Source organism: Azoarcus taiwanensis (assembly GCF_012910885.1).
Taxonomy (GTDB): domain Bacteria; phylum Pseudomonadota; class Gammaproteobacteria; order Burkholderiales; family Rhodocyclaceae; genus Azoarcus_F; species Azoarcus_F taiwanensis.
Window position 1 is genome coordinate 51223 of record NZ_WTVM01000002.1, and the last position, 22660, is coordinate 73882.

The following is a 22660-nucleotide window of genomic DNA, read 5'->3' on the forward strand; positions in this document are numbered from 1 at the left end:
CTGATTGTCCCCGGGGGTTTCAGTGCCTGACCTCAATGAGTTCGATGACGAAACTGAGCGTGGCGTCTCGCGGGATGCGGCCGCGGACGCCTCGGCGGCCGTAGGCGGTTTCGGGTGGGCAAACGATGTGGACCAGGGTGCCGGGTGTCATCTGTTGCAACACTTCCTGCCAGCAGGAAATGAGACGATCCAGGGGTAGCTCGGCCGGGTTGCCGCGGGCGTAGGAGCTGTCGAACACGGTGCCGTCGCTCAGGCTGCCCTGGTAATGAACACGCACCACATCGGTTCGTGCCGGGGGGGCGCCATCCGGCCCCTCACGGTGGATCTGCATGGTCACGCCGGAAGGTAAGGTTCGGGTTTCCGGTTCGGTTGCGAATGCGGCCGAAACCGACAAGAGTATTGCAAGGCAGATTGGCAGGCGCATTGGGACTCCACTGAGATGTTTCAATGTCAGCCCGCAGGATAAACGGGTTCAGCCTGGGCTGTCGGGGGTGGTGGGGGAGTGCTTGTGGAAGACGCTGACCCGGTTCTTGCCCGAGGACTTGGCTTCATACATGGCCTGGTCGGCCTCACGCAGGAGCAGGTCGGGGTCCACGTCTGCGCCGGAAGTGAAGAAACTGATGCCGATGCTCGCCGACACCTGCACCTCGTGTCCCAGGATTGTCGCGGGCTTGGCGATGTCCTCGAGTAAGCGCTGAATCATTGGTTGCGCGGCTTCGGGTGTCGGGAGGTCGCGCAGCACGACGGCGAATTCGTCACCGCCAAGACGAGCCACGGTGTCGCTCTCGCGCAGCGAACCCCGCATGCGTTGCGCGAGGGCAGCCAGCAGTGCGTCGCCACACTGGTGACCATGAAGATCGTTCACCTCCTTGAAACCGTCGAGATCGATGTACGCGAGGGCCATCACCAGGTTGCGACGCCTGGCATCCAGCATCGCCTGCTTCATGCGGTCCGACAGCAAAGGCCTGTTGGCCAGTCCGGTGAGTGCGTCATGGTAGGCGATGTGCTCGAGCGTCTTTTGCTGCCGGTATTCCAGGGTGACGTCGCGGATGACCTCGAGCCTGCAGGGGGTGCCGTCGGTGTCGGTGTATGGGACCGCGATCACATCGAGGATTTGAGCGTCATGAGTCGTCGTTCGGTAACTCGCCTTCGACTTGCCATCGATGACCTGAACCAGGTCGTCGTGAGCGCCGGCCGGATCGGCATCGCCGATGAGGCCGGCGCTGCTGCGCCCGACCTGGTCGCCGAAGCGGTCAGTCATTGTACGATTCATGTAACGCACGGTCTGCTCGCGGTCTACGACCATCAACATGATCCCCGCGTCGCTGAGCGCATGAATCAGGGTGAGCTGTTGCTCCTGAGCGCGTTTGCGCGCGGTGATCTCGAGATGGGTGCCTGCCATCCACAACGGGCGACCGTCATCGGTCCATTCGACCACCTTGCCTCGATCGAGCACCCAGACCCAGTGGCCGCTGCGGTGGCGCATGCGAACTTCGCACTCGTAATGGTCATCAAGGCCCGAGAAGTTTCGCTGCAGCGCGGCTTCGGATACTGCGTGATCGTCGGGGTGCAGGTGGGCAAGCCAGGTGTCGATGCTAACCGGGCCGAGTTCGTCCAGTGTGTAACCGATGATCTGCGCCCAGCGGTCGTTGAAGCGGGTTTCGCCTGTCTGGACGTTCCATTCCCAGGTTCCGACGCCGGTGCCCCAGAGAATGTTGAGCAGGCTCTTGCGTTCCTCGTCGAGTTGCAGCTCGAGTTGCTTGGTAGTGGTCTGATCGATCAGATAGCCGCGCAATGCCAGCAGCCTGCCGTCAGTATCACGCACCGCCTGGGTGAAGTCGTAGTACCAGGCATACTCGCCGGACTTTCGGCGCAGGCGATACGATTGCTCCCAGGTCGTCTTGCCGTGCATGATGGCGGTCTGCGAGTCCAGTCTGATGCGTTCGACGTCGTCCGGATGCATGAGGGCGGCGAACTTGAAGCCGGGCTCGGCCATTTCCTCGGGTGTATACCCGAGTTCGACGGTGACGTTGTTCGAGACCGATGTGATCGGCCAATCGTCGGTTGGCGGCGCCCACTCGAAGACGATGACTGGTCCGCTCGAGAACAGCGCGAGCTCGCTGGCGACGAGTCGATGTGAGCGATCACGTTCGGTGATGTCGTGCCAGGCACAAAGGATGTGGCGCTCGCTGCTCGTATCGAGCGGCGAGAGGCTCACTTCTATCGTTCGCTCACTACCGTCGGCGTGCAGGTGGATCCAGTCCAGGCGTGTCGGCTCTCCGGTGAGCACCTTGTCGAGGATCCGCGTTCCCTTGACGGCCGAATCTTCGCCGTCTGCTTGTTGCGGGGGAGACAGTTCGTACGGCGATTTGCCGATCAGTTCGCGTCGTTCCGAAAAACCGAGTGCGTGCACAGCGGCCGCATTGCAGTCGGTGAAGACGCCGTCCTCGATCAGAAGGATGGGCGTCGGAACCGTCTTGAAGAGCTGGTCGAAGCGATGGTTGGCTCGCTGGGTCCGGCGGCCCATCATGAATATGCGTGCACTTGCCGCCAGCAGCAGGAGCATTGAACTGGCAATCGCGATCAACCAGTGGGAATGCTGCGCCCACAGGTCGCTCCAGGTCACCTCGGGGACTGCGTCGAAGGGGGGCAGACGCAGTCGTCGCAGCAGATCCTCGACTGCCTGGTAATCGGCGGGAATACTGAAACCATGAATGCCGATCGCACGGGTGGTATCCGAGTCGGGTTCGAGCTGCAGGAGCGCGGCGGCGACGCGGCGCACCAACTCGGGGCTGACATGCGGTGTGGCGAACAGCGGCCACTCCGGGTAGAGCCGGGTCGACACCGCGTGTGGAAATCCGGGCAGTTCCTGCTGGTTGACTACGCGCAGACTTGACGGCTCCAGCCGGCCTTCGGCGATCATCGATTCGACCAATCCGCTCCGAACGAAACCCACGTCGTAGTCGCCGGCGATGAGCGCTTCGACGACGTGATCGTGCGGCATCCCCAGGAAAGTGACATTGGTGGGTGCCGGGATGCCGTGCTCGGCGAGCGTGGCCGCTTGTGCCTGATAGCCACCGAGCGAGGTCTCGCTCACCGCCGCGATTCGGCGCCCGACGAGATCCGCGAGAGTACGAACGCCGTCGCGGTCGGCCCGGACCACGATGGTGCCACCGAAGCTGCTCAGTGCCAGGCCGTCCCCCTCGGGCACCAGGGTGAGCAGAGCACCAGAGAGCGGATTGCGTCGCCTGAGCTCGATGTAGTGGCTGGGATTGGTCAAGACAAGGTCCACGCCCTGCCGACTGACTTGTTCGTTCAATTGCTCATACGACATTGCAAGGACGCGAACCGGTATGCCCCCCAGTACGCTCTGCAGGTGGGTTGCCAGCGGCTGCCAGCGAGCTTCGACTTCTGCGGCTGAGCGGTGTGCCAACACGCCCACGATGAGCGGTATTCTGTGTTCGTCCGGTAGCGATGCCCGGACGGGGCCGGAAAGCCCCGACAACAGCATCAAGAGCGCAATGATCCCGGCAAATCGCTGCAGAGTGCGGCAGGCGTCCAGCGGCGGGATCATGGGTGTGTTCCCCCGTTCGCTCGTGGGAGGAAGCGAGCGTCTGCAATGTCGGACGACGCTGCCGAGCTGATCCGCCCTTGTTCAAGCAGGATCTGGCTGATCTCGGTTACGGCACGTATGACGCCGCCACCGCTAAGCAGTTGACGGTTGGCGTATTGGTCGGGCAGGACGAGACCACGGTAGCTTTGAAGCGCTTCCGGTCCAGTGTTGCCCAGGCGTTGCGCGAGGCGGTATCCCGCATCCGCCGGATTGAGCTGAAGATGCTGCAGCGCCCGAAAATGCGCATCGATGAGCGCGCTCGTGGCACGTCTGCCGTGGCGTGTGTCGAGCACCTCGGCGCGGATGGCGAGTACGTCCAGAATCTTGTCGGGTATTGCGCTGCTGTCGAACAGAAGGCTTGCGCCTTGTCTCAACAGCACACCGGTAACCGGGTTCGTAGCTGACCAGCACATCGATCATGCCGGCTTGCCAGGCATCCAGATGCTGGTCGATGGTCAACGGAACCACTTCGATTGCATTGGCGCTCAGTCCAGCGGCATCCAGCATCTTGTGCAGCATCAGCGCGCCGGCCGCAGTGTCTTCTACGCCGACACGCTTGCCTGCGATTTCGGCGAGCGAGCCCACGCCCGGTTTGCCCAGTACTGCGTCGGCACCGGAAGACCGGTTGAAAACGAGAACCACGCGGAGATCGACGCCCCGGTCGACCAGAATCAGTGTCTCGTCGAGGGTGAGGGCGGCCGCATCGACTTGTCGCGCTTCGAGCGCCTGCATCGACTGCGTGGCGGATTGGGTGTCGACCAGACCGACGAGCTGTGTATCAAGCCAGCCCTCGCGTTGCGCGAGAAACATCAGCTCGTAACCCGGCCAAACATGAGAAGCGACCAGCATCGGCTGTCGCCGCTTACTGCAGGCTGCCAGCACGATCGCCGCGGGCAGCGCGCTGATCACTTTCAGCGCACGCCGCCGTGGCTTGCTGGCGTTGGAATGGTCCACCGAGGAGCGTGAAAGAAACACGAATGAAGTCTGAAGGGGATGAGGTGGATGCCAGTGCAAGCGGGTCAGCGCGTCGCCCACAAGCTTACCTGAATATTATGCTTTCCTATTATGCCTGCAAAGTAACTATATAAAATAATAAATACGTAAGTGCATGTGTGGCGCTGATGCACGAGAGCGCATCCTTCGTGCCGGCTATACATACACTCGTGTACGTATAATCATGCGATCCTCGACTGCCGACTGGTTACGGAATCTCACATGAATGCATACGCCCGCTTGCGCCAGCTTCGATTGGTAACCTCCGTTGCCGCTCTCATATTCGTTCTGAACGGATGCGCGGATTCCAATGAGGGTGCTGGGCAGACACGTCCGGCACCGCAGCCGCCACTGGTCACGCTTCAAACCGTGAGCCTGGAGCCGGTAGAAGTGTTTGGCGATTTCACCGGCAGGGTGCGGGGCGCGCGCGAGGTCGAGGTTCGCGCCCAGGTCGGTGGCATTCTCCAGCAGCGACTTTTCACCGAGGGCGAGCGCATCGCGGCGGGCACGCCGATGTTCCAGATCGAGCGTGCTCCGTATGAGATTGCCCTGCGCCGGGCCGAGGCCGAACTGGCCGATGCACGGGCCAACCTCAATCAGGCCGATCGCGAATGGCAGCGCGTGTCCGGCCTGCATGCCCAAAGCGTGGCCAGCGAGCGCGAACGCGATCGGGCCTTGTCGCAGCTCGAATTGACGCAGGCACGAGTGGCGCTGGTGCAGGCCAACGTGGATCAGGCGCGGCTCAACCTTTCCTATACCAAGGTGCTGGCGCCGCTCGATGGCGCCACCGGTCTCGAGACCCGCTCCGAGGGAAATCTGATCGAGCGAGGTACGCTGCTGGCGACGATTACCCAGCTCGATCCGATTCATGTGCTTTTCGCATTGCCGCAGAACGACCGCGCCGCGCGTCAGGCCATCGAGCTCAGTTCGGTGGCTGCGGCGACCGGCGTGCCGCTGGAGGTCAGCCTGCAGCTCGCCGACGGATCCACGTACGCCGAGACCGGCGTGGTGGATTTCACCAGCACCACCGTCGACCCTCAGACCGGCACCGTCACAGCGCGGGCGGTGTTTGTCAACCCCGGGCTCGCGGTTCGGCCCGGGCAGTTCGTGCGCGTGAGAATGCTGCTCGAAACCGTCGAGGCGGCGGCCCGCATTCCGGCTTCCGCGGTGGGGCAGGGGCCGGCCGGACCGACTGCTTTCGTCGTCGATGACGCGATGGTGACCCAGCGGCGACAGGTCGGGCTAGGGCCGGTGATCGATGGTCAGCAAATCGTCATCGAGGGACTCTCGGACGGCGACCGGGTCGTGGTCAATGGTCATGTCGCGTTGCGCGGCGGCGAGACCGTGCGCACCGCGAGCCAGGGAGACCGCTGATGCTCCGCTTCTTCATCGACAGGCCAATCTTCTCGTCGGTGCTGTCCATCGTCATCGTCATCGCCGGCCTGGTATCGCTCCGTGCGCTGCCGGTCGAACAGTATCCCAACGTGGTGCCGCCGCAGATCGTGGTCACCGCGAACTACCCCGGTGCGAGCGCGCAGGTGCTGGCCGGGTCGGTCGCCGCGCCGCTTGAACAGGAGATCAACGGCGTCGACAACATGCTCTATCTGGAGTCGACCAGCACCGACTCCGGCATGGTGATGATTACCGCCACCTTCGAGATCGGCACTGACCCCGATCAGGCGGCAATCAACGTCAACAACCGGGTGCAGGCAGCGCTGCCGCGCATGCCGCAACGGGTGCGTGAACTCGGCGTGCGCGTGGCAGCGCGCTCGACCAACATCCTGATGGTCCCGGTGATGCGTTCGCCCGACCGCAGCTTGAGCACGCTCGACATCAGCAACTACGCGCTGCTCAACGTGCTCGACGAACTCGTACGCCTGCCCGGGGTAGGCGACGCGTCGCTGTTCGGTGCGCAGGACTATTCGATGCGGATCTGGTTGCGCCCGGACATGCTTGCGCGCTACAACCTAACCCCGTCGGATGTCGCCGCCGCCCTGCGCGAGCAGAATGCCCAGTTCGTCGCCGGCAGCCTGGGTGCCGAGCCGGCACCGCCGGGCAACGCGTTCACCTTTGCGGTGAGCACGCGCGGCCAACTGCGCACCGCCGAGGAGTTCGAGCAGGTCATCCTGCGTGCCGATGGCGACGGTGGCGTGCTCAGGCTCGGCGATGTCGCCCGCGCCGAACTCGGCGCGGTCAGCTACGCCTTCTCGGCCATTTCCAATGGCGAGCCGGCGGTGCCGATGGGTGTCTACCTGCAACCGGGCGCCAATGCACTGGCCACCGCCGACGCAGTGCGCGAGGCTTTCGAGATCATGTCCGAGCGCTTTCCTGCCGGACTTGAATACGCTATTCCCTACGACACTTCGCGTTTCGTCGAGATCTCGATTCGCGAGGTCATGATCACCCTGCTGATCGCGGTGGTCCTGGTGGTCGCGGTCACCTTTGTCTTCCTCCAGCATGTGCGCGCGACGCTTATTCCGGTCGCCGCGATTCCGATCTCGCTGATTGGCACCTTCGCCGGCATGCAGCTGTTCGGGTTCTCGGTGAATCTGCTCACCCTGTTCGGCCTGGTGCTGGCCATTGGCATCGTCGTCGACAACGCCATCATCGTCATGGAGAACGTCGAACGCCTGATGCATGAGAAGGGGCTGAAGGCGCGCGAGGCGGCAGTCGAGACGATGCAGCAGGTTTCCGGTGCGGTGATTTCGTCCACACTGGTGTTGGTCGCGGTGTTCGCGCCCGTGGTGTTCCTCGGTGGCCTGTCGGGCGAACTCTACCGTCAGTTCGCAGTTACGATCGCGGTGTCGGTAGTGGTTTCCGGCGTTGTCGCACTGACGCTGACTCCGGCCATGTGCGCGCTGCTGCTCGACAAGGAACCCAAGGAGGTCACCGCTCCTTTCAGGCTGTTCAACCGGGCTTTCGATGCGCTGACCAATGGCTTTGTCGCCATGGTTCGCTTTCTGCTGCGCCATGCGCTCGTCGGCGTCGGCCTGTTCGTGGCGGTGGTGGTGGGTGCGGTGATGCTGCTCGAGCGGCTGCCGACCGGGCTGGTGCCAGCCGAGGATCAGGGGGTCGCGCTCGCGGTCTTCCAGTTGCCGGCGGCTTCGTCGTTGCAACGCTCGATGGAGGTGCGCGACAAGCTTTCGGAGGAGATCCTGTCCTTCGACGAGGTGAGGCAGTTCACCACCTTTGCCGGCTTCGACATCATCGCCCGTGCCAGGCGTACCCAGGCGGGGGTGGGCTTCATCAACCTCACCGACTGGCGCGAACGCGAAGGGCCGGGCCAGGATGCCGCCTCGATCACCCGCCGTGTGATGCGTGCCGGGGCCGGAATCGAAGAGGCCAACATCATCTCCTTCACCCCGCCGCCGATCCAGGGTTTGTCACTCACCGGTGGGGTCGAAGGCTATCTGCAGTTTCGTGGCGATGTAACCGCCGGTGAGCTGTCGGCACAGGCACAGCGCTTTGTTGCAGCGGCGAATGCGCGCGAGGAGCTCGTCAACGTCAGGGTCACGCTGGATCCGGGCATCCCCCGCTACCACGCCGAGGTTGACCGGGAGCAGGCCCGCGCCACCGGTGTGCCGATCAACCAGATTTTCGAGGCGATGCAGAGCACCTTCGGTTCGCTCTACGTCAATGACTTCACGCTGGCCGGCCGCAACTGGCAGGTCAATCTCCAGGCCGAGGGCGAGTTCCGCAGTCAGCCGGAAGACTTGCGACGGGTGTTCGTGCGCTCGCAGAACAATGAGATGGTGCCGCTGAGCGCACTGGTGACGCTTGAGCGCACCGCCGATGCCGATATCCTGAACCGCTACAACCTGGCGCTGGCAGCGAGACTGCTCGGTGACCCGGCCCAGGGCTTTACCACCGGTCAGGCCAAGCAGGCGCTGGAGGAGGTTGTGGCCGACCTGCTCGGGCAGGACTTGTCGATTGGCTGGGTCGGCGAGGCCTATCAGCTCGACGCGGCCGCAGGCGCCGGCCTGGCCGCGTTCGCAATGGGCCTGCTGATGGTCTTCCTGATTCTCGCTGCGCAATACGAGCGCTGGACTCTGCCGCTCGCGGTAGCCGCGGCGGTGCCCTTCGCAGTGCTCGGTGCGGGTGTTGCAGTGTGGTTCTCGGGCTACCCGAATGACATCTATTTCCAGATCGGATTGCTGGTGTTGATCGGGCTTGCGGCGAAGAACGCGATTCTGATCGTGGAGTTCGCCGCCCAGAACCGCGCCGCGGGCATGAGCAGCTTCGATGCCGCGCTCGCGGCTGCCCGCCAGCGCCTGCGCGCAATCATGATGACCGCACTGACTTTCATCATCGGCGCGCTACCCCTGGTGCTCGCAACCGGTGCCGGCGCAGTGAGCCGGCGCGAGATCGGCACCGTGGTGGTCGGCGGCATGGTCGCTGCGAGCACCCTCGCTTTGCTGTTCGTGCCGCTCGCGTACAAGCTGTTCGAGGACATGAGCGGGCGCCTGCGGCGTCAGCCGCGGTCCGCACCCTGAAAACCGCTGCGGAGTGAGCCAGGATCATGGCCAGAAGAAGCAAGGCCGACGCGGAGGCGACCCGCGAAGCCATTCTCGACGCGGCTGAGGGGCTGTTTCTCGAGCGCGGCGTGTCGGCGACCACCCTGGAGCAGATCGCGCGGCGTGCCGGCGTGACCCGGGGCGCCATCTACTGGCACTTCAGCAGCAAGCCCGATCTGCTCGTGGCGATGCGCCAGCGGGTGGACGAGCCAATGTGGGCCTGGATCGACCAACGCCGGCAGGAGCTGTCGGACGATCCGTTGAAGCTGATGCGCGAGGCCTGTTCGCGGGTGCTCGAGCGGATCCGTGCGGATCGCACCTATCGCAATGTGCACGCCATTTTCCTTACGCGCTGCGAACTCGGCGATGAACACCGTGCCGACATGGACGCGGTGGCGGAGCTGGACGAGCGCAAGTTTGCCGCCATCGTCGCGGACTTCGAGCGGGCGCACGCGCTTGGGCTGCTACGGCCCGACATCTCGCCCCGCACCGCGACGCTGATGCTGTTCTCGCTGGTGCAGGGCATGATCGGCGGCTGGCTGCGCTCGCCGGTGCGCTTCGACATCAGGGATGAGGGTGAGGCGATGCTGTCGGTGTTTTTCAACAGCATCGCCCGCCGCGACGCAGGGATAGAGGCCGAGCGTTAGCCGCCGCCGGGCTCCATCTGGCTCTGCAGGTAGTTGGCCAGACTCACGTCCTCGATCAGCGCCAGCTGGGTTTCGAGCCAGTCGATCGATTCTTCGCAGTGCTCGAGGAGATCTTCAAGCAGTTCGCGGCTGACGTAGTCCTGATGCTTTTCGCACAGCGCGATACAGTCGATCAGCAGAGGCCGCTGGATGTCCTGCTCGTACTTGAGGTCGGCCTTCAGGCATTCGACCACGTTCTCGCCGATCATCAGCTTGCCAAGGTTCTGCAGGTTCGGCAGACCGTCCAGAAAAAGGATGCGCTCGATCAGTTCGTCGGCTTCCTTCATGACGCGGATAGACTGCTTGTAACGGTAGTCGTTGAGCCGCTCGAATCCCCAGTTGCCGAACATCCGCGCGTGGAGGAAATACTGATTGATCGAGGTCAGCTCGTTGGTGAGCACCTTGTTCAGTGCCGCGATGACTTTCTTGTCGCCTTTCATGAGCTGCTCCTCAAGTCGGGTTGCCGGAGCCCATCTGGCTCTGCAGGTAGTTCTGGATGCCGACCATCTCGACCAGTCGCAGTTGCTTCTCCAGATAGTAGGCGTGGTCGGTCTCGGAGTCCTCTAGCTGGACCTTGAGCATGTCGCGACTGACGTAGTCCTGTGCCTGCTCACAGGCCGCGATCGCTGCCTTCAGATCACCGATGACCTTGTATTCCACCGCAAGATCGGCCTTGAGCATGTCAACCACGGTGTCGCCGATCGCCAGGGCATCGCGCTTGCCAAGGTTCGGCTTCCCTTCCAGAAACAGAATGCGCTGAATCAGCGCCCGCGCGTGCTCGCGCTCATGAGCCGACTCGTGCAGGGCATGCTCGGCGAGTTCGGCAAAACCCATGTCTGCGTACATCTCACCGTGAATCAGATACTGGTCGATGGCGGTCAGTTCGCCCGCGAGCAGCGCGTTGAGGGTTGCAATGATCTTGTCGTTGCCTTTCATGTCGGGACCTCGTTACTTTTTGTTGTTTCTCGTTGGGGGCGGTGGCTGAGCGGATCATGTTCTGATGCCGCGCATCGCGACGAAGGCCACCATCGCCCAGAATGCTGTGCGGAAGCCCATTGCGATCACGGTGCGCAACTCGAACGCGCCGCCGCTCAGGATATGAACCCCCAGGTAGGTGAACATTATGATCGTCATGGCTGCCAGCGCAACCGCAAGCCTTGCGGCCCAGCGCTGACCCTTCCATATCCCGATTCCGGCTGCGACGTAGGCGAACCCGGCGAGGAAGTTGAATGCCAGCACCGGGGTCACGACCTGGCCCATGTCGACCCCGCGTTCCGGCCCGAGAAAAAGCGCCTGGCCACCACTGATCAGTGTGAGAAGACCGAAGATCGTGGCGATGATGCCAAGCAGTTTGAGCGAGGATTTTGTGCTGGTCATGGGGTGTCTCGTTCTAGGTGTGCGCTTCAGGTTCAGACCTGCCCAGGAAGAGTTGGCTCTGCGCCCGGCCATTGGTCGATATCCATCGGATGGCCGAACAGATAGCCTTGGTAGAAGCGGCAGCCGAGCGTCTCGAGTGCGTTGCGCTGGGCCTCGGTCTCCACGCCTTCGGCGATGACCTCGAGCTCAAGTGACTGGCTCATGGCGATGATCGCACGCACGATGGCCATGCTGCTATGGTCAGTCAGCATGTCGCGTACGAAGGATTGGTCGATCTTGAGTTGATCGAACGGCAGATGCTTGAGGTAGGACAGCGACGAGTAGCCGGTGCCGAAGTCGTCGAGCGACAGGCCGACGCCTAGCCTGCGCAGTTCGTCCATGCGTGCGACTGTCTTCTCCGGGTCGCGCAAGAAGGCGCTTTCGGTCAGTTCGAGCTTGAGGCCGGCCGGGTCGATGCCGCTCGCTTCGATGGTCGCGGAGGTTTCCAGCACGAACTTCGGATGCAGGAACTGACGCGCGCTGATATTCACCGCCAGCTTCAGCGTCCGGGTCTTCGGTGCGCTCTGCCAATGCGCGAGTTGTTCGCAGGCTCGGCGCAGCACCCACTGGCCGATGGGAATGATCATCCCGCTCTCCTCGGCCAGCGGGATGAACTCGGAAGGGGGAACCGGTTTGCCGCTGGGGTCGAACCAACGGATCAGCGCCTCGCCCCCGGTGACTTGTCCGCGGCTGTCGACCTGGGGTTGGTAGTGCAGGCGGAACGCGTTGTTCTCCAACGCCGCGCGTAGTTCGCTGTCAAGCCTGGCGTGTGCCTCCACAGCGGCCTGCATGTCCGGGCTGAAGAAGCGGTAAGTGTTTCGGCCGTCGCGTTTGGCCTGGTCCAGTGCGACCTCCGCCTGTTGTGCGACCAGTTCGGCTGGCGTGTCATTGCCCCTGAACAGCGTGACGCCAATGCTCAGTGTGGCGAAATATGCCTCGCCGTCACCTCGCAGGTCGAAGGGTGTCGCGAACTGAGCCTCGATCTTGCGGACGATCTGCTCGGCGTGCGCGAGGGCTTCGTCAGCCACCGATCCGATATGCTCGATCAGGATTGCGAAATCGTCATCGCCCTGGCGCGCGACCGTGTCCTCCTCCCGGACACAAGCCCTCAGCCGGGCAGCAATGCCCTGCAGCAGTTTGTCGCCGGTTTCGTGACCCTGGGAGTCATTGAGCAGCTTGAAACGATCCACATCGAGCATCAGCAGCATGCAGTACGCGTGCGAGCGCGCGCTGCTCGCTACCGCCCGCTCCAGCCGGTCGCGCAACAGACTGCGGTTGGCCAGCCCCGTGAGGCTGTCGTAGTAGGCCAGCCTTTCGAGCAGGGCTTCGGACTCGCGGCGCAGCGTGATGTCTTCCTTGACCGCGACGTAGTGAGTGATTTCGCCGTTGGCGCTCCTGATTGGCGCGATCGTGGCCTTTTCGAGGTATTCGCTGCCGTTCTTGCGGGTATTGTTGAACTCCCCGCGCCACACCTCGCCGCGCGTCAGCGTTGCCCACAGTTCTTCGTAGACCGCGGCTGGGGTCTTGCCACGGTTGAGGATGCGGGGATTTTCGCCGAGTACCTCCTCCCGCGAGTAGCCGGTTGCTTGCACGAAAGCCTCATTGACGTACTCGATGCGACCCTCGGTGTCGGTGATGACGATCGACTCCGGGCTTTGTTCGACAGCGGTCGATAGCTTGCCGAGCTCCGCTTCGCGGTGCCCGATCTGTATCGCCATGTTCGCGATACCGTCCTCGAGCGTCGAAAACTCGCGTACCGACGAGGCGGGAGACACCCGGGCTCCCAGGTCTCCGCGCGCGATCCGTTCGACTGTGGCGCGAACTCTCTCCAGCCAGCCTTCGACCAATCTGCGGGCGAACAGGCGCGCAAGCAGTCCCGAGGCCAGCACGACAATCAACAGCGTGAATGCACGCGACGCGAAGCGCTGGTCGATGGCGCTCAGCGACTCACCGAGCGGCGCCCCAATCAGCACCAGAAGATCGTCCGGTGCAAAGTCGACCGGTGCGACGCCGTAAAGCCGTACCTCGCCGTCCAGGCCGGGAAGCTCGGCGATGCCCTTCACCTGAAGAAACGGCGCGAGAACCTCCGGGGGGACCATCTGGTCGTGGCTATGTTCATCTGTTGGGTAGTGTGAAAGGAGATGGCCTTCGCGGCTGATCAGGCTCGCTTCCCAACCTTCGGGCAGGTCGTATGACGAAAGCAATCGCTCGAACCAGAACGGGCCGAAAGAGCTGAACATCGCCGCGCGCAGTTCGCCTGTATCGTCGCGCAATGGAAAGCCGAACACCACCGACGGCTCACCCGATATGCGTCCGATGACAAATTCGGCCCGAGTGATGCCTTGCGCCGAGCGCACCTCGGTGAACCACTTTCGGTCGGCGACGTCGACTGCGCGCGTCATCGGCTGCGCGCTGCAGAAAACCACGCCGTCCGGCAAGACCGCCCCGAGATTGTTGACGCCAGGAAACGGCGCGCGCAGTCGGGCCGCGAGCGCCGAGCACTCTTTGGGGTCGAGAGTCCGCATGTCGCTGGCGTTGGCCATGATGCGCAGCAGCATCTCGATGTCGCTGACCGCGCGCGATTCCGCAGCATGGGTTGCGGCGAGCATGTTCTCGACCATACGCAGTGTGGAGGCTACGGCCTCGGCCCGGTTGCGCTGATACTCGATTACGCCAATCAGCAGCGGAGGAATCACCGCGAATGCGATGATCAGCCAGAGCCGCCAGTAGAGAGACGATGTAGCCGCAGTTTTCATCTTGAGCCGAAGTCGCGCGGAGGTCGCGCATGTTTATCGGCACGCACCTCGGGTGCGGGAGGGTAGGGCGTACGCTTTTCGTTGTTGCTTGTTTTACGCCCATCTTGAAAAAATAACACATCATTCTTCCGGCCGGCCGACGCACCAGTCCGGACACGGGACTCGGTGTGCATTTTCTCACGCATCCGAACTGACCCCGCTGCAGCAGGCTGCGAAAAGCGCAGCACACGAACCCGTTGACGGCTTCAAGCCGGCGTCCGTTCCCCGAAGTGACGCTCAGTCATCCTTGGGCTGGATCAGACGGTCCAGCCTCAGCCTGTGACGTTCGTCGAACAAGCGCCTCGAGCCGAACGTGATTGCAGCGACGGTGCCGAAGCCGGTGCCGGCGGCGATCATGAACATCACCAGGATCTGGTACTTGACCGCTTCCACTGGCGGGACGCCGGCGAGAATCTGGCCGGTCATCATTCCGGGCAGGCTGACGATGCCGGCCGCGGCCATCGCGTTGATGATCGGGATCATGCCGACCCGAATGGCCTCTCGCCGGCTGTCGGCGATGACTTCGCGCCAGGCTTGGCCGAGCGCAAGCCGGGCTTCCAGCGCCGGTCGGTGCTGCGCCACATCCTGCGTCAGGCGGTCCAGCCCGAGCGCGATACCGTTCATCGTGTTGCCGAGAATCATCCCGAGCAGCGGGATTGCATACTGAGGCGCGTACCAGGGCGTGTTGCCGATCACCACCACCAGTGCGAGGACGGTGACGGTGAATGAGGACAGGAACATCGAGAGCGTGCCCAGCCCGAAGCCCCACCAGCCAGCGAAGCGCCGTTTCTGACGGGCCATGACCTCTCGCCCGGCGACCGTCACCATGATCGCGGCCATCGCGCTCACCCACAGCCAGTGAGCATTGTCGAACAATACCTTCAGCACCAGGCCGATGAGCAGGAGCTGGACGGTGGTGCGTGCTGCGGACACGAGCAGGCGCTGCTCGAGGCCGATGCGAAGATGCCAGGAGAGCGCCGCCAGCCCGATCACGAGAATGGCCGCGAGTGCGAGGTCGAAGATGGACAGCGCGATCATGAAGTTTCTCGCAGAGCGCCGTCTTCGAGCACGAACCCACGGTCGGCCACCCGTTGGATCTGGCTCGTGTCGTGGCTGACCCATAGCATGGGCGCCTCGTTGCGAGTCCGGTAGTCGTCGAGTAGTCGCTCGACGGCCGCGGTAGTGTCCGGGTCGAGGTTGCCGGTCGGTTCTTCCAGGAGTAGCGCCAGGCGCTGTCGCTCGCCGGTGGAGCAGCGGGTCACCTCCCAATGGAGTGCATCGGGCGTCAGATCCAGCTCGCGTAGACGATCGGGGTCGTAATCGGACGGAAAATGGGTGCCGACCCTCTCGGCCCACCAGTGACTTTCGGCGGCCACCAGCATGACCTTGCGCCGCCAGACTGGTGCCGGCATTTGGCTGCAGGCAGCGCCGTCGAGCCACGCCTCGCCCTGGTGTGGGTCGAGGTCTGCGATCGCGCGCAGCAGCAGGGTCTTGCCGCTACCCGAGGCGCCGCGCAGGCACACACACTCACCAGCCGCGACAGCGAGTTCGATCGGGCCGACGTGGTGAGTCTGGAACGCGTGTAGGCGCAGCTCGGGCATGCTTTCGTCGCGGGCATTTATGAGCCAGTCACCTTAGCATGCGCCACGAGCGGCAGCCTGTCGAAACGCAGCATCCGGACACGACGGAAACGGGTACATTCACGGTTTGGTGTTTCAGATCGGCTTTCGATGAAAAAGAATCTCTGGCTGCTGGCAATTGCCCAAGGCCTTTTCCTGACCAACAACGTGGTGTTCATTGCGATCAACGGCCTGGTCGGGCTCGCGCTCGCGCCGGTGGCCTGGATGGCGACCCTGCCGGTGATGGGTTATGTGGTAGGCGGTGCGATGTCCACCGGCCTGGTCGCCGCGAGCCAACGGCGCTGGGGGCGTCAGGTGTCGTTCCAGCTTGGCCTGCTGGTCGCCTTCCTCACTGCCCTGCTGTGTGCGTTCGCGCTCGAGATGCGCAGCTTCTGGCTGCTGGTCGCGGGCACGGTCATCGCTGGCTATTACAGCGCCAACGGTCAGCTGTATCGCTTCGCGGCAGGGGAGCTTGCCGATGCGTCATTTCGCGAAAAGGCGGTGTCGCTGGTGCTGGCCGGCGGCCTGATCGGCGCGGTGCTGGGCCCGAACCTGGCCAACTACACTCGCGACAGTTTCACTGCCCCATTTCTTGGTTCTTACCTCGCGCTCGCGGTGGTGGCGCTGGTGTCGATGGTGGTGATGGCAGGCATTCGTTTCCCGGCCGAACCTGTGCGGGCGGTGGGCGCTTCTTTCGGCCGTCCGCTCGGCGAGATCATGCGCCAGCCGGTGTTTCTGGTTGCCACACTCGGCGCCGCACTTGGCTATGGCGTCATGAACCTGCTGATGGCGGCGACTCCGCTCGCAATGGATGCCTGCGGCATGCCGTTCTCCGACGCCGCGCTGGTGCTGGAATGGCACGTCATCGGCATGTTCGCGCCGGGTTTCGTCACCGGCCACCTCATCAAGCGTTTCGGCGTGCTCAACATCATGGGTATCGGCGTGGCGCTCAACGGAGTGTGTATTGCGATCGCGCTGTCGGGTCAGGATCTGCACCAGTTCCTGGTGGCTCTCTTTCTGCTCGGCGTCGGCTGGAACTTTCTTTTCACAGGCAGCACCACCCTGGCGATGCAGGCCTACCGGCCGGAGGAGAAGGACCGCGCCCAGGCGGCCATCAATTTTGCGGTGTTCGCTACCATGGCGGTCACCGCCTTCGCCTCGGGCGCACTGGTCACCACCCAGGGCTGGGCGCTGCTCAACATGGGTTCCATCGTCCCGGTGGCGATCATGGGGGCGTCCCTGATCTGGCTGGCACAGCGACAACGTGCGGAGGTGGCTCGGGTTTCGGCGGATTGAGTCACCGCCCAAGCAAAATAATGCAGGCAGGGTTGCGAACGGCGTCCCTGCCGTCTTGTCGAAGTGCAGTTGCTCAGACTATCGGGGTCGTTGCGAATCATGAATCAGGATTGGAAGAAATTGCTCGAGCAAGGCCTGGCAGGCACTGGCCTCAACCAGCAGAGTGTGGTCTCGAACGGCAAGGGGTTGTTCGACAAGCTGATGAGTAGCGGCGTCGGCGGAGGGCTGCTCGGTGGAGTGATCGGCGGCATGCTCGCCGGCAAAGGCGGTCGCAAGCTCACTGGCAACGTGGTCAAACTGGGTGGTGCGGCCGCGGTTGGCGCACTGGCTTACTCGGCCTGGAACCGCTATCGCCAGCAACAGGCCGGTGGCACGGTCCCGCCGTTGTCGGCAGGGCCGTCACTGCCGCCCCCGGATAGCGGCTTTCTGCCGCCGCCGGGAGATGCGGTCGCGGGCGCAGCGGTGGGGTTGGCAATTGTCCGTGCGATGATCGCCGCCGCCAAAGCCGACGGCCATATCGACAACGCAGAGCGTGAGCGCATTTTCGGCCAGATCTCGCAGCTCGGGCTTGGTGCCGAGGAGAAGGCCTTTCTGTTCGATGAAATCGCGAAACCGCTCGACATAGACGCTATCGTCGCACTGGGCATTTCGCCGCAAGTCTCTATCGATGTCTATACGGCCTCGCTGCTTGCGATCGAAGTCGACTCCCCGGCGGAGAAGGCTTACCTGCAAATGCTTGCTGCCCGGCTCGGTCTCGAACAGGGGCTTGTTGACGAGATCCACGCCGCGGTCTCGCGAGCCTGAGCTACAGCACCACGCGTCAGGGCAGTTCGCCCTGGGTGAACAGGCGCGCTAGACATCTTCCCCAATGAAGACGAAACGCGCCAGCTTCTTCATCAGCACGGTGCGGTCGAATGGTTTGACGACGAAGTCCGATGCTCCTGCCTTGATGCTGGCAGCAATAGTTTGCGGTTCGCTGTGTCCGGTAATCATGACGATCGGTGTTTGTGCGAGGGCCGGGATCGCCTTGATCCGACGGGTCAGTGTAATTCCGTCTGTATCCGGCAACTCGATGTCCATCAGGATGAGATCGGGACGGTGGCGCCCCAGTGTGGCAAACGTATCAGCGCCGTTTTGGGCGACGTGAACCTGACAGCGCAGAGTCTCTAGTAGTCGCGTAAGAAGCTTGCGCTGGAATTCGTCGTCGTCGACCACCAGCACGACCGCCAAGCGTTCCGCTGCGAGCGAGCGGATCGTGCGGACTGCCTCCAGTTGAGGGGTGAGGTCGCGTTTGACGTTGTTGATCCACGTAGTGAGAGGCACGACTTCCTTCCGACTCTGCTCGACCGCGTATCTCACTCCATCGGTTGCTCTTGCCAGTGTCCCACCTTGCGCTTCCGTTGGTGCAGGCAGCACGTCAGAGGCTGTGTCGGATTCGGGAGGGTCGAGATCGAGCTCGAAATGGGTATCGAAAGCGCTCAACTCCCGTTCCACGGCCGAGAATTGACTGTCGAGCCTGGAAAGGTGCGAACGCCCGGCTTCGAGCTGTTCGTCCAGCGCGGTTTCGAGGGTGCCGGCGACATCGGCGCTAGCGAACACGCGTCGGCTCACTGCGTCTGACTGGCCGGTCAGCAACGATCGGCCGGCTATGATGATCGACATCGCAAGACGCGTGCTGTCGAACACCATGGGCCAGAAGAGCACGTAATCGTCGAAGTAGCCCTTGCGGCAGAGTTCGAAGGCTCTGCGCACGTTATCCTTGGAGCACAGGACGATACTGCGGTGAGGCTGTGCGTGTGCGATCTTGCTGTGCCTGTAAAGGCCAAGATGACAACGCTCCGCGGCTTCGAGCTCGTGGAAGGCCAGGACCACGACGTCAGGCATGGCGGTGTCGAAGTCGTCCGCAAAACGCTCTTCCTTGGCGGATGTCGCCACATTGTCGAATTCGTGTGCCAGCATCGCTCCGATCTGCTGCGCGTCCGCATCGCTCTCGCTGGCCACGAGAATCCGGAGTTCGCTTATCTTCATTGACGACCCCTCCCCGTGGGTTGCTGCTGCATGGTCCCGGACTCGGTGGTTTCCAGGGTCTGACTGACAAGGCGCAGGGTGTCAAGGACCAGTGGCTCGAAGCGAGGCAACAGTGCTTGCATCGCGTTGGCGTCGCTGGCGCGGGCGAGTGTTTCCATCGTGGCACATAACTCCCCCAATGCATTCGCGCCAACGGAACGGGATGCGGATTTCAGTTTGTGCGCAGCCCCACTTGCCCCCGACCAGTCTGTGCGGGCGATTGCGTCCAGGACCTCGTCGGCCGTTCGTCTGGCAGACGTCGCATAGGCTTCGAGAAACTCCAGAACCATGTCCGGGTCGCCGTCGACCAGTTCTCTCAGGATAGCCGGGTCGAGCAGGGCAGGTGTGGACGGTTCCAGAGCGGGGATTTGCTGTCGCGCCGGTTGTTCGGCTTGGGCCCCGACCGTCATCTGGCTGGATGATGTGGGGTGGTTCTTCTGGGGGGGCAAAACGGAAGCGATTGCATGAGCGAGCGCCTCCAACTGCACTGGCTTGACGAGAAATGCATCCATGCCGACCTCCAGGCAGTGCTGCTCCTCACCACGCAGGGCGTTGGCCGTGACTGCGATGATGGGAAGTCGTCTTTCGGCAGGTTCGGAACTCCTCACGGTCCTCGTCAAGGTATAGCCATCCATTTCCGGCATGTGCAGGTCGGTCAGCATCAGCGAGTAATCTGCGCTCTCGAGCGCCTGCAAGGCCTCGAGGCCGTTGCCTGCCATGAAGTAGCGCAAGCCAAGCAATTCGAGCTGACGTCCGATGATCTTGCGATTGATGTCGTGGTCCTCGACGACGAGAACAGGTGCGAGCCGAGCCGAAAGCGCAGGTGTAATCAGCTTGCGCTCCAGGTAGCGGCCGCTGTTTGAGCGGGCCTCCGGGCCGAGTGTGCGGCTGCCAGGTTCGGCGCTGCTGGCTAGCCTGACGGCTTCGACCAGATTACGCCGACGAGCTGCTTCGAGATCGATCGAGTAGGTCCGCTCGGCTTCCTCTCTCGGGTTTTGGCGGATGCCGTGGCCGACGACGATGAGTCCAGCGCGGCCCGTCACGCTCAGGCGACGCCAGGAGTCGGTCTGATGCGCCGGCAGTGGCGAATCCGTGATGAGCACGCGTTTGCTCCCGGACGCGTCCGCGATGCGCTGGATGGCGTCCTCCAGATCGGCGGCGATGCTAACGTCGGCACCTGCGAAGCACAGGTAGATTTGCCAGTCATGGGCGGCGGACGCATCGGACAGGGCAATCACGCAATGTGTACCGGCCAGTGCCTGTTCAGCCGCCTCCTCCGCACTATCCACTGTCTCCAGAGGGAGGTCCACGCACACCAAGGTGCCGCTTCCGGGCGTACTGTCGATCTGAATTCTGCCTCCGAAAGCGTCGACCAGACGCTGTGTGATCGTCAGACCCAGACCGGTTCCACCGAATCGTCGTGTTGTGGCGTGCTCCGCTTGCCTGAAGGGCTCGAATACGGTGTCGAGCTGCTCGGGGGTCATTCCGATTCCGTTGTCGGCAACGCTCAACCTGAGCTTTTGCTCGTCGGAGACTTCGATACGCACGAGTACCTGGCCTCTGCGCGCTTGCCCGCTCGAGAATTTGAGTGCGTTTCCCGCCAGATTGAAGATGATCTGCCGGAGTCGAAGCCGGTCGCACCGGATGAGGGATGGGATGCCCGGATGCGCGAAGACACGAAGATCCACCCGTTGCGCGACGGCTAGGGGCTGCAGGGTGTCGAGGATTTCGTCCAGCATCGCTTCCGTTTGCTCGGGCTGGATGTCGAGAGCGAGGTGGCCTGCTTCGATTTTCGAGAAATCCAGGATGTCGTCTATCAGCGAGAGCAGGCTCTCTGCCGACTGGCGCATCGTCGACACCAGTTCTTGCTGATCCTCGGTAAGTGGGGTGTGGGCGAGTACGTCCACGATGCCCAGTACCCCGTTCATTGGGGTCCGGATCTCGTGACTCATCGTGGCCAGAAAATCGCTTTTGGACCGGCTGGCCGCGCTTGCCGCACGCAAGGCCTCGCGCAGTTCGCGTGTTCGCTGCTCCACCAGATGCTCGAGTTGCTCGTGGTATCTGGCCAGTTCTTCCGTCAGGCGTCGCTGCTCTGTGATGTCCTGCTTGATGGCGACATAGTGCGATATCGCCCCCTTGTCATCATGAATCGGCGATATCGTGGCGCGTTCGAAATACTCATCGCCATGTTTGCTGCGGTTGCAGAACTCCCCGCTCCAGGGCTCGCCCTTGGATAAGCTATCCCACAAGGACAGATGGGTCGCCCGGGGTGTCTTGCCCGAATGGAGAATCCGGGGGTTTTGTCCCAATACCTCCTCGATCGTGTAGCCGCTCTTGCGCGTAAAGGCAGGATTCACGTATTCGATCTCGGCGAGCGTGTTGGTAATCACGATGCTCTCCGGGCTTTGCTCTATCGCCTGGGACAGCACTCGCAGTCTCTCCTCTGCCGTCTTTCGGTCACTGATGTCGATCAGCGAGACATAGCGCTCGACTGGCACTCCTTGCTCGTCGGTGATCGATGTCATGCCCATGAGCACTGGAAATGTGCTGCCATCGCGGCGAAGGTGGACCGACTCGAAGCTGATCTCGCCTTCGGCGTCGGCACGCTGCAAAAAGAACCTCAACGCCTCCTGCTCCCTCTCGGGGTAGAGCTCATCGATCCGTTTTCCGCGCAGTTCTTCGATCGTGTAACCGTGCAGTCGCGCATAAGCCGGATTGGCTTCGAGCACCCGGTTGCTGCGCGTGTCATGGAGTGCCAGGCCCAGCTTCGAGCCGCGAAAGAAGCGTTGCCAGTTTTGTGCGCTTGAGCGAGCGACATCGCCGCTGTCCGTGCATGGGACGATGTAGGCGAACAGGCCGCGGATTTGCCCTGTGCCGTCGGGTCGTGTCCCGATGTGCCACCGGCAGGTGATCGTCTCGCCATCCCGGTTCTTGATCCTGCCCTGGAAAACCGGGTGCGACGATTGGCCACCGAGTACCGCCTTGAGTGTGTCGAGGCTGCGACCTCGCTCGGACGCTGGTATGAAGCGCCACTCCTCGCAGGTGCATCCGACAACATCGGCGGCCCGCCAGCCAAACTGGGTTTCAGCCGCAGGTGACCAACACGTCACGTGTAGAGCAGGATTCCATTCCACGAACGGGAGGGGGCAGACGGCTACCAGGTTGCCGAAGCCATCGTCTGCTGTGGCGCATGCCTCCATCTGCTGTTTACCTCGTTACCGCGACCAGAAACGGCTCGTCCTGGTTGATTGTTCTTATTCTGCGCAGAGACCATGGGGCTTGGCCGGTTGCCCCTTGCCGCCCGTCAAGCGACATTTCTTTATAGCAACTGGGGCTTCGGATCGAACTGTTTTCTGGCGATATTCGCCGAAGGCCCGCTCGATTCCGAGAGGCCATGGGGGCTGAAACCCGTCCAGCGGTGACGTCAGATTGGCCCTACAGCACCATACGCCAGGGCAGTTCGCCCTGGATGAACAGGCGAGCCGCCTCCGAGCCGGGTTGGCGGAAGAATTGCTGCGTCGGGGTGTGTTCCCAGATGCGCCCGGCAGACATGAAGGCGATGTCGTCTGCCAACCGGGTGGCCTGACCCAGGTTGTGGGTGACCATCAGGATGCGGGTGCCGTCCGTGCGGATCTCGCGCACAATGCGCTCGACTTCGGCG

Annotated in this window: 16 protein-coding genes and 2 pseudogenes; 6 read left to right on the forward strand and 12 right to left on the reverse strand. The window is 62.9% G+C overall.

From position 1 onward, the window contains the following. Positions 1-19: 19 nt before the first annotated feature. On the reverse strand, positions 20-424 hold the full coding sequence (locus GPA21_RS00685) for an FKBP-type peptidyl-prolyl cis-trans isomerase (protein WP_168986284.1): 405 nt from the start codon (positions 422-424) through the stop codon (positions 20-22). 48 nt (positions 425-472) lie between these two features. Further along, a complete protein-coding gene (locus GPA21_RS00690; protein WP_168986285.1) occupies positions 473-3574 on the reverse strand; it encodes a PhnD/SsuA/transferrin family substrate-binding protein in 3102 nt (1033 codons plus the stop codon). Positions 3575-3651: 77 nt separating this feature from the next. Between GPA21_RS00690 and GPA21_RS20775 the strand changes: the two genes are divergently transcribed. Continuing rightward, positions 3652-4017, forward strand: a complete 366-nt coding sequence (locus GPA21_RS20775; RefSeq protein ID WP_246261652.1) for a hypothetical protein — start codon at positions 3652-3654, stop codon at positions 4015-4017. 46 nt (positions 4018-4063) lie between these two features. Here the strand turns inward: GPA21_RS20775 and GPA21_RS21335 are convergent. Continuing rightward, positions 4064-4462, reverse strand: a pseudogene (locus GPA21_RS21335) (ABC transporter substrate-binding protein); the annotation flags it as partial. Between the two features lie 366 nt (positions 4463-4828). Here GPA21_RS21335 and GPA21_RS00700 point away from each other — a divergent pair. Genes GPA21_RS00700 through GPA21_RS21130 form a run of 3 tightly spaced genes read left to right on the forward strand, consistent with a single transcriptional unit; the run spans position 4829 to position 9767 of the window. Next, positions 4829-5980: an efflux RND transporter periplasmic adaptor subunit gene (locus GPA21_RS00700; RefSeq protein WP_168986287.1), complete on the forward strand. Its 1152-nt coding sequence runs from the start codon at positions 4829-4831 to the stop codon at positions 5978-5980. Beyond that, a complete protein-coding gene (locus GPA21_RS00705) occupies positions 5980-9099 on the forward strand; it encodes an efflux RND transporter permease subunit (protein WP_168986288.1) in 3120 nt (1039 codons plus the stop codon). Before GPA21_RS00700 ends, GPA21_RS00705 begins: the two co-directional genes overlap by 1 nt. A gap of 26 nt (positions 9100-9125) precedes the next feature. Next, the gene (locus GPA21_RS21130) at positions 9126-9767 is read left to right on the forward strand and encodes a TetR family transcriptional regulator (protein ID WP_168986289.1); all 642 of its coding nucleotides are present in this window, start codon (positions 9126-9128) and stop codon (positions 9765-9767) included. Here GPA21_RS21130 and bfr (GPA21_RS00715) read toward each other — a convergent pair. The 6 genes from bfr (GPA21_RS00715) to GPA21_RS00740 all read right to left on the reverse strand — a co-directional run bounded on the left by bfr (GPA21_RS00715) (position 9764) and on the right by GPA21_RS00740 (position 15618). Beyond that, positions 9764-10246: a bacterioferritin gene (gene bfr, locus GPA21_RS00715; protein WP_168986290.1), complete on the reverse strand. Its 483-nt coding sequence runs from the start codon at positions 10244-10246 to the stop codon at positions 9764-9766. The genes GPA21_RS21130 and bfr (GPA21_RS00715) overlap by 4 nt on opposite strands. A gap of 10 nt (positions 10247-10256) precedes the next feature. Beyond that, on the reverse strand, positions 10257-10742 hold the full coding sequence (gene bfr, locus GPA21_RS00720; RefSeq protein ID WP_168986291.1) for a bacterioferritin: 486 nt from the start codon (positions 10740-10742) through the stop codon (positions 10257-10259). 54 nt (positions 10743-10796) lie between these two features. Beyond that, on the reverse strand, positions 10797-11183 hold the full coding sequence (locus GPA21_RS00725) for a hypothetical protein (protein ID WP_168986292.1): 387 nt from the start codon (positions 11181-11183) through the stop codon (positions 10797-10799). Positions 11184-11215: 32 nt separating this feature from the next. Further along, positions 11216-13978, reverse strand: a complete 2763-nt coding sequence (locus tag GPA21_RS00730; protein ID WP_168986293.1) for a bifunctional diguanylate cyclase/phosphodiesterase — start codon at positions 13976-13978, stop codon at positions 11216-11218. A 276-nt stretch (positions 13979-14254) separates the two neighbouring features. After that, entirely contained in the window at positions 14255-15055 is an 801-nt protein-coding gene (locus tag GPA21_RS00735) for an ABC transporter permease (protein ID WP_168986294.1), read from the reverse strand. Beyond that, positions 15052-15618 carry an ABC transporter ATP-binding protein gene (locus GPA21_RS00740; RefSeq protein ID WP_168986295.1) on the reverse strand — a complete coding sequence of 189 codons (567 nt, stop codon included), beginning with the start codon at positions 15616-15618 and terminating at the stop codon, positions 15052-15054. The genes GPA21_RS00735 and GPA21_RS00740 overlap by 4 nt, the downstream gene beginning before the upstream one ends. 129 nt (positions 15619-15747) lie before the next feature. Between GPA21_RS00740 and GPA21_RS00745 the strand changes: the two genes are divergently transcribed. Then, positions 15748-16932: an MFS transporter gene (locus tag GPA21_RS00745; protein ID WP_168986296.1), complete on the forward strand. Its 1185-nt coding sequence runs from the start codon at positions 15748-15750 to the stop codon at positions 16930-16932. Positions 16933-17031: 99 nt separating this feature from the next. Next, complete coding sequence (locus GPA21_RS00750; RefSeq protein WP_168986297.1) at positions 17032-17736, forward strand: tellurite resistance TerB family protein; 705 nt, start codon at positions 17032-17034, stop codon at positions 17734-17736. A 48-nt stretch (positions 17737-17784) separates the two neighbouring features. Here the strand turns inward: GPA21_RS00750 and GPA21_RS00755 are convergent, their stop codons facing one another. The 3 genes and pseudogenes from GPA21_RS00755 to GPA21_RS00765 all read right to left on the reverse strand — a co-directional run. Then, a complete protein-coding gene (locus GPA21_RS00755) occupies positions 17785-18960 on the reverse strand; it encodes a response regulator (protein WP_168986298.1) in 1176 nt (391 codons plus the stop codon). Next, complete coding sequence (locus GPA21_RS00760; RefSeq protein WP_168986299.1) at positions 18957-22109, reverse strand: PAS domain S-box protein; 3153 nt, start codon at positions 22107-22109, stop codon at positions 18957-18959. The genes GPA21_RS00755 and GPA21_RS00760 overlap by 4 nt, the downstream gene beginning before the upstream one ends. Before the next feature lie 325 nt (positions 22110-22434). Then, positions 22435-22660 (reverse strand): annotated as a pseudogene (locus tag GPA21_RS00765) (ABC transporter ATP-binding protein); the annotation flags it as partial.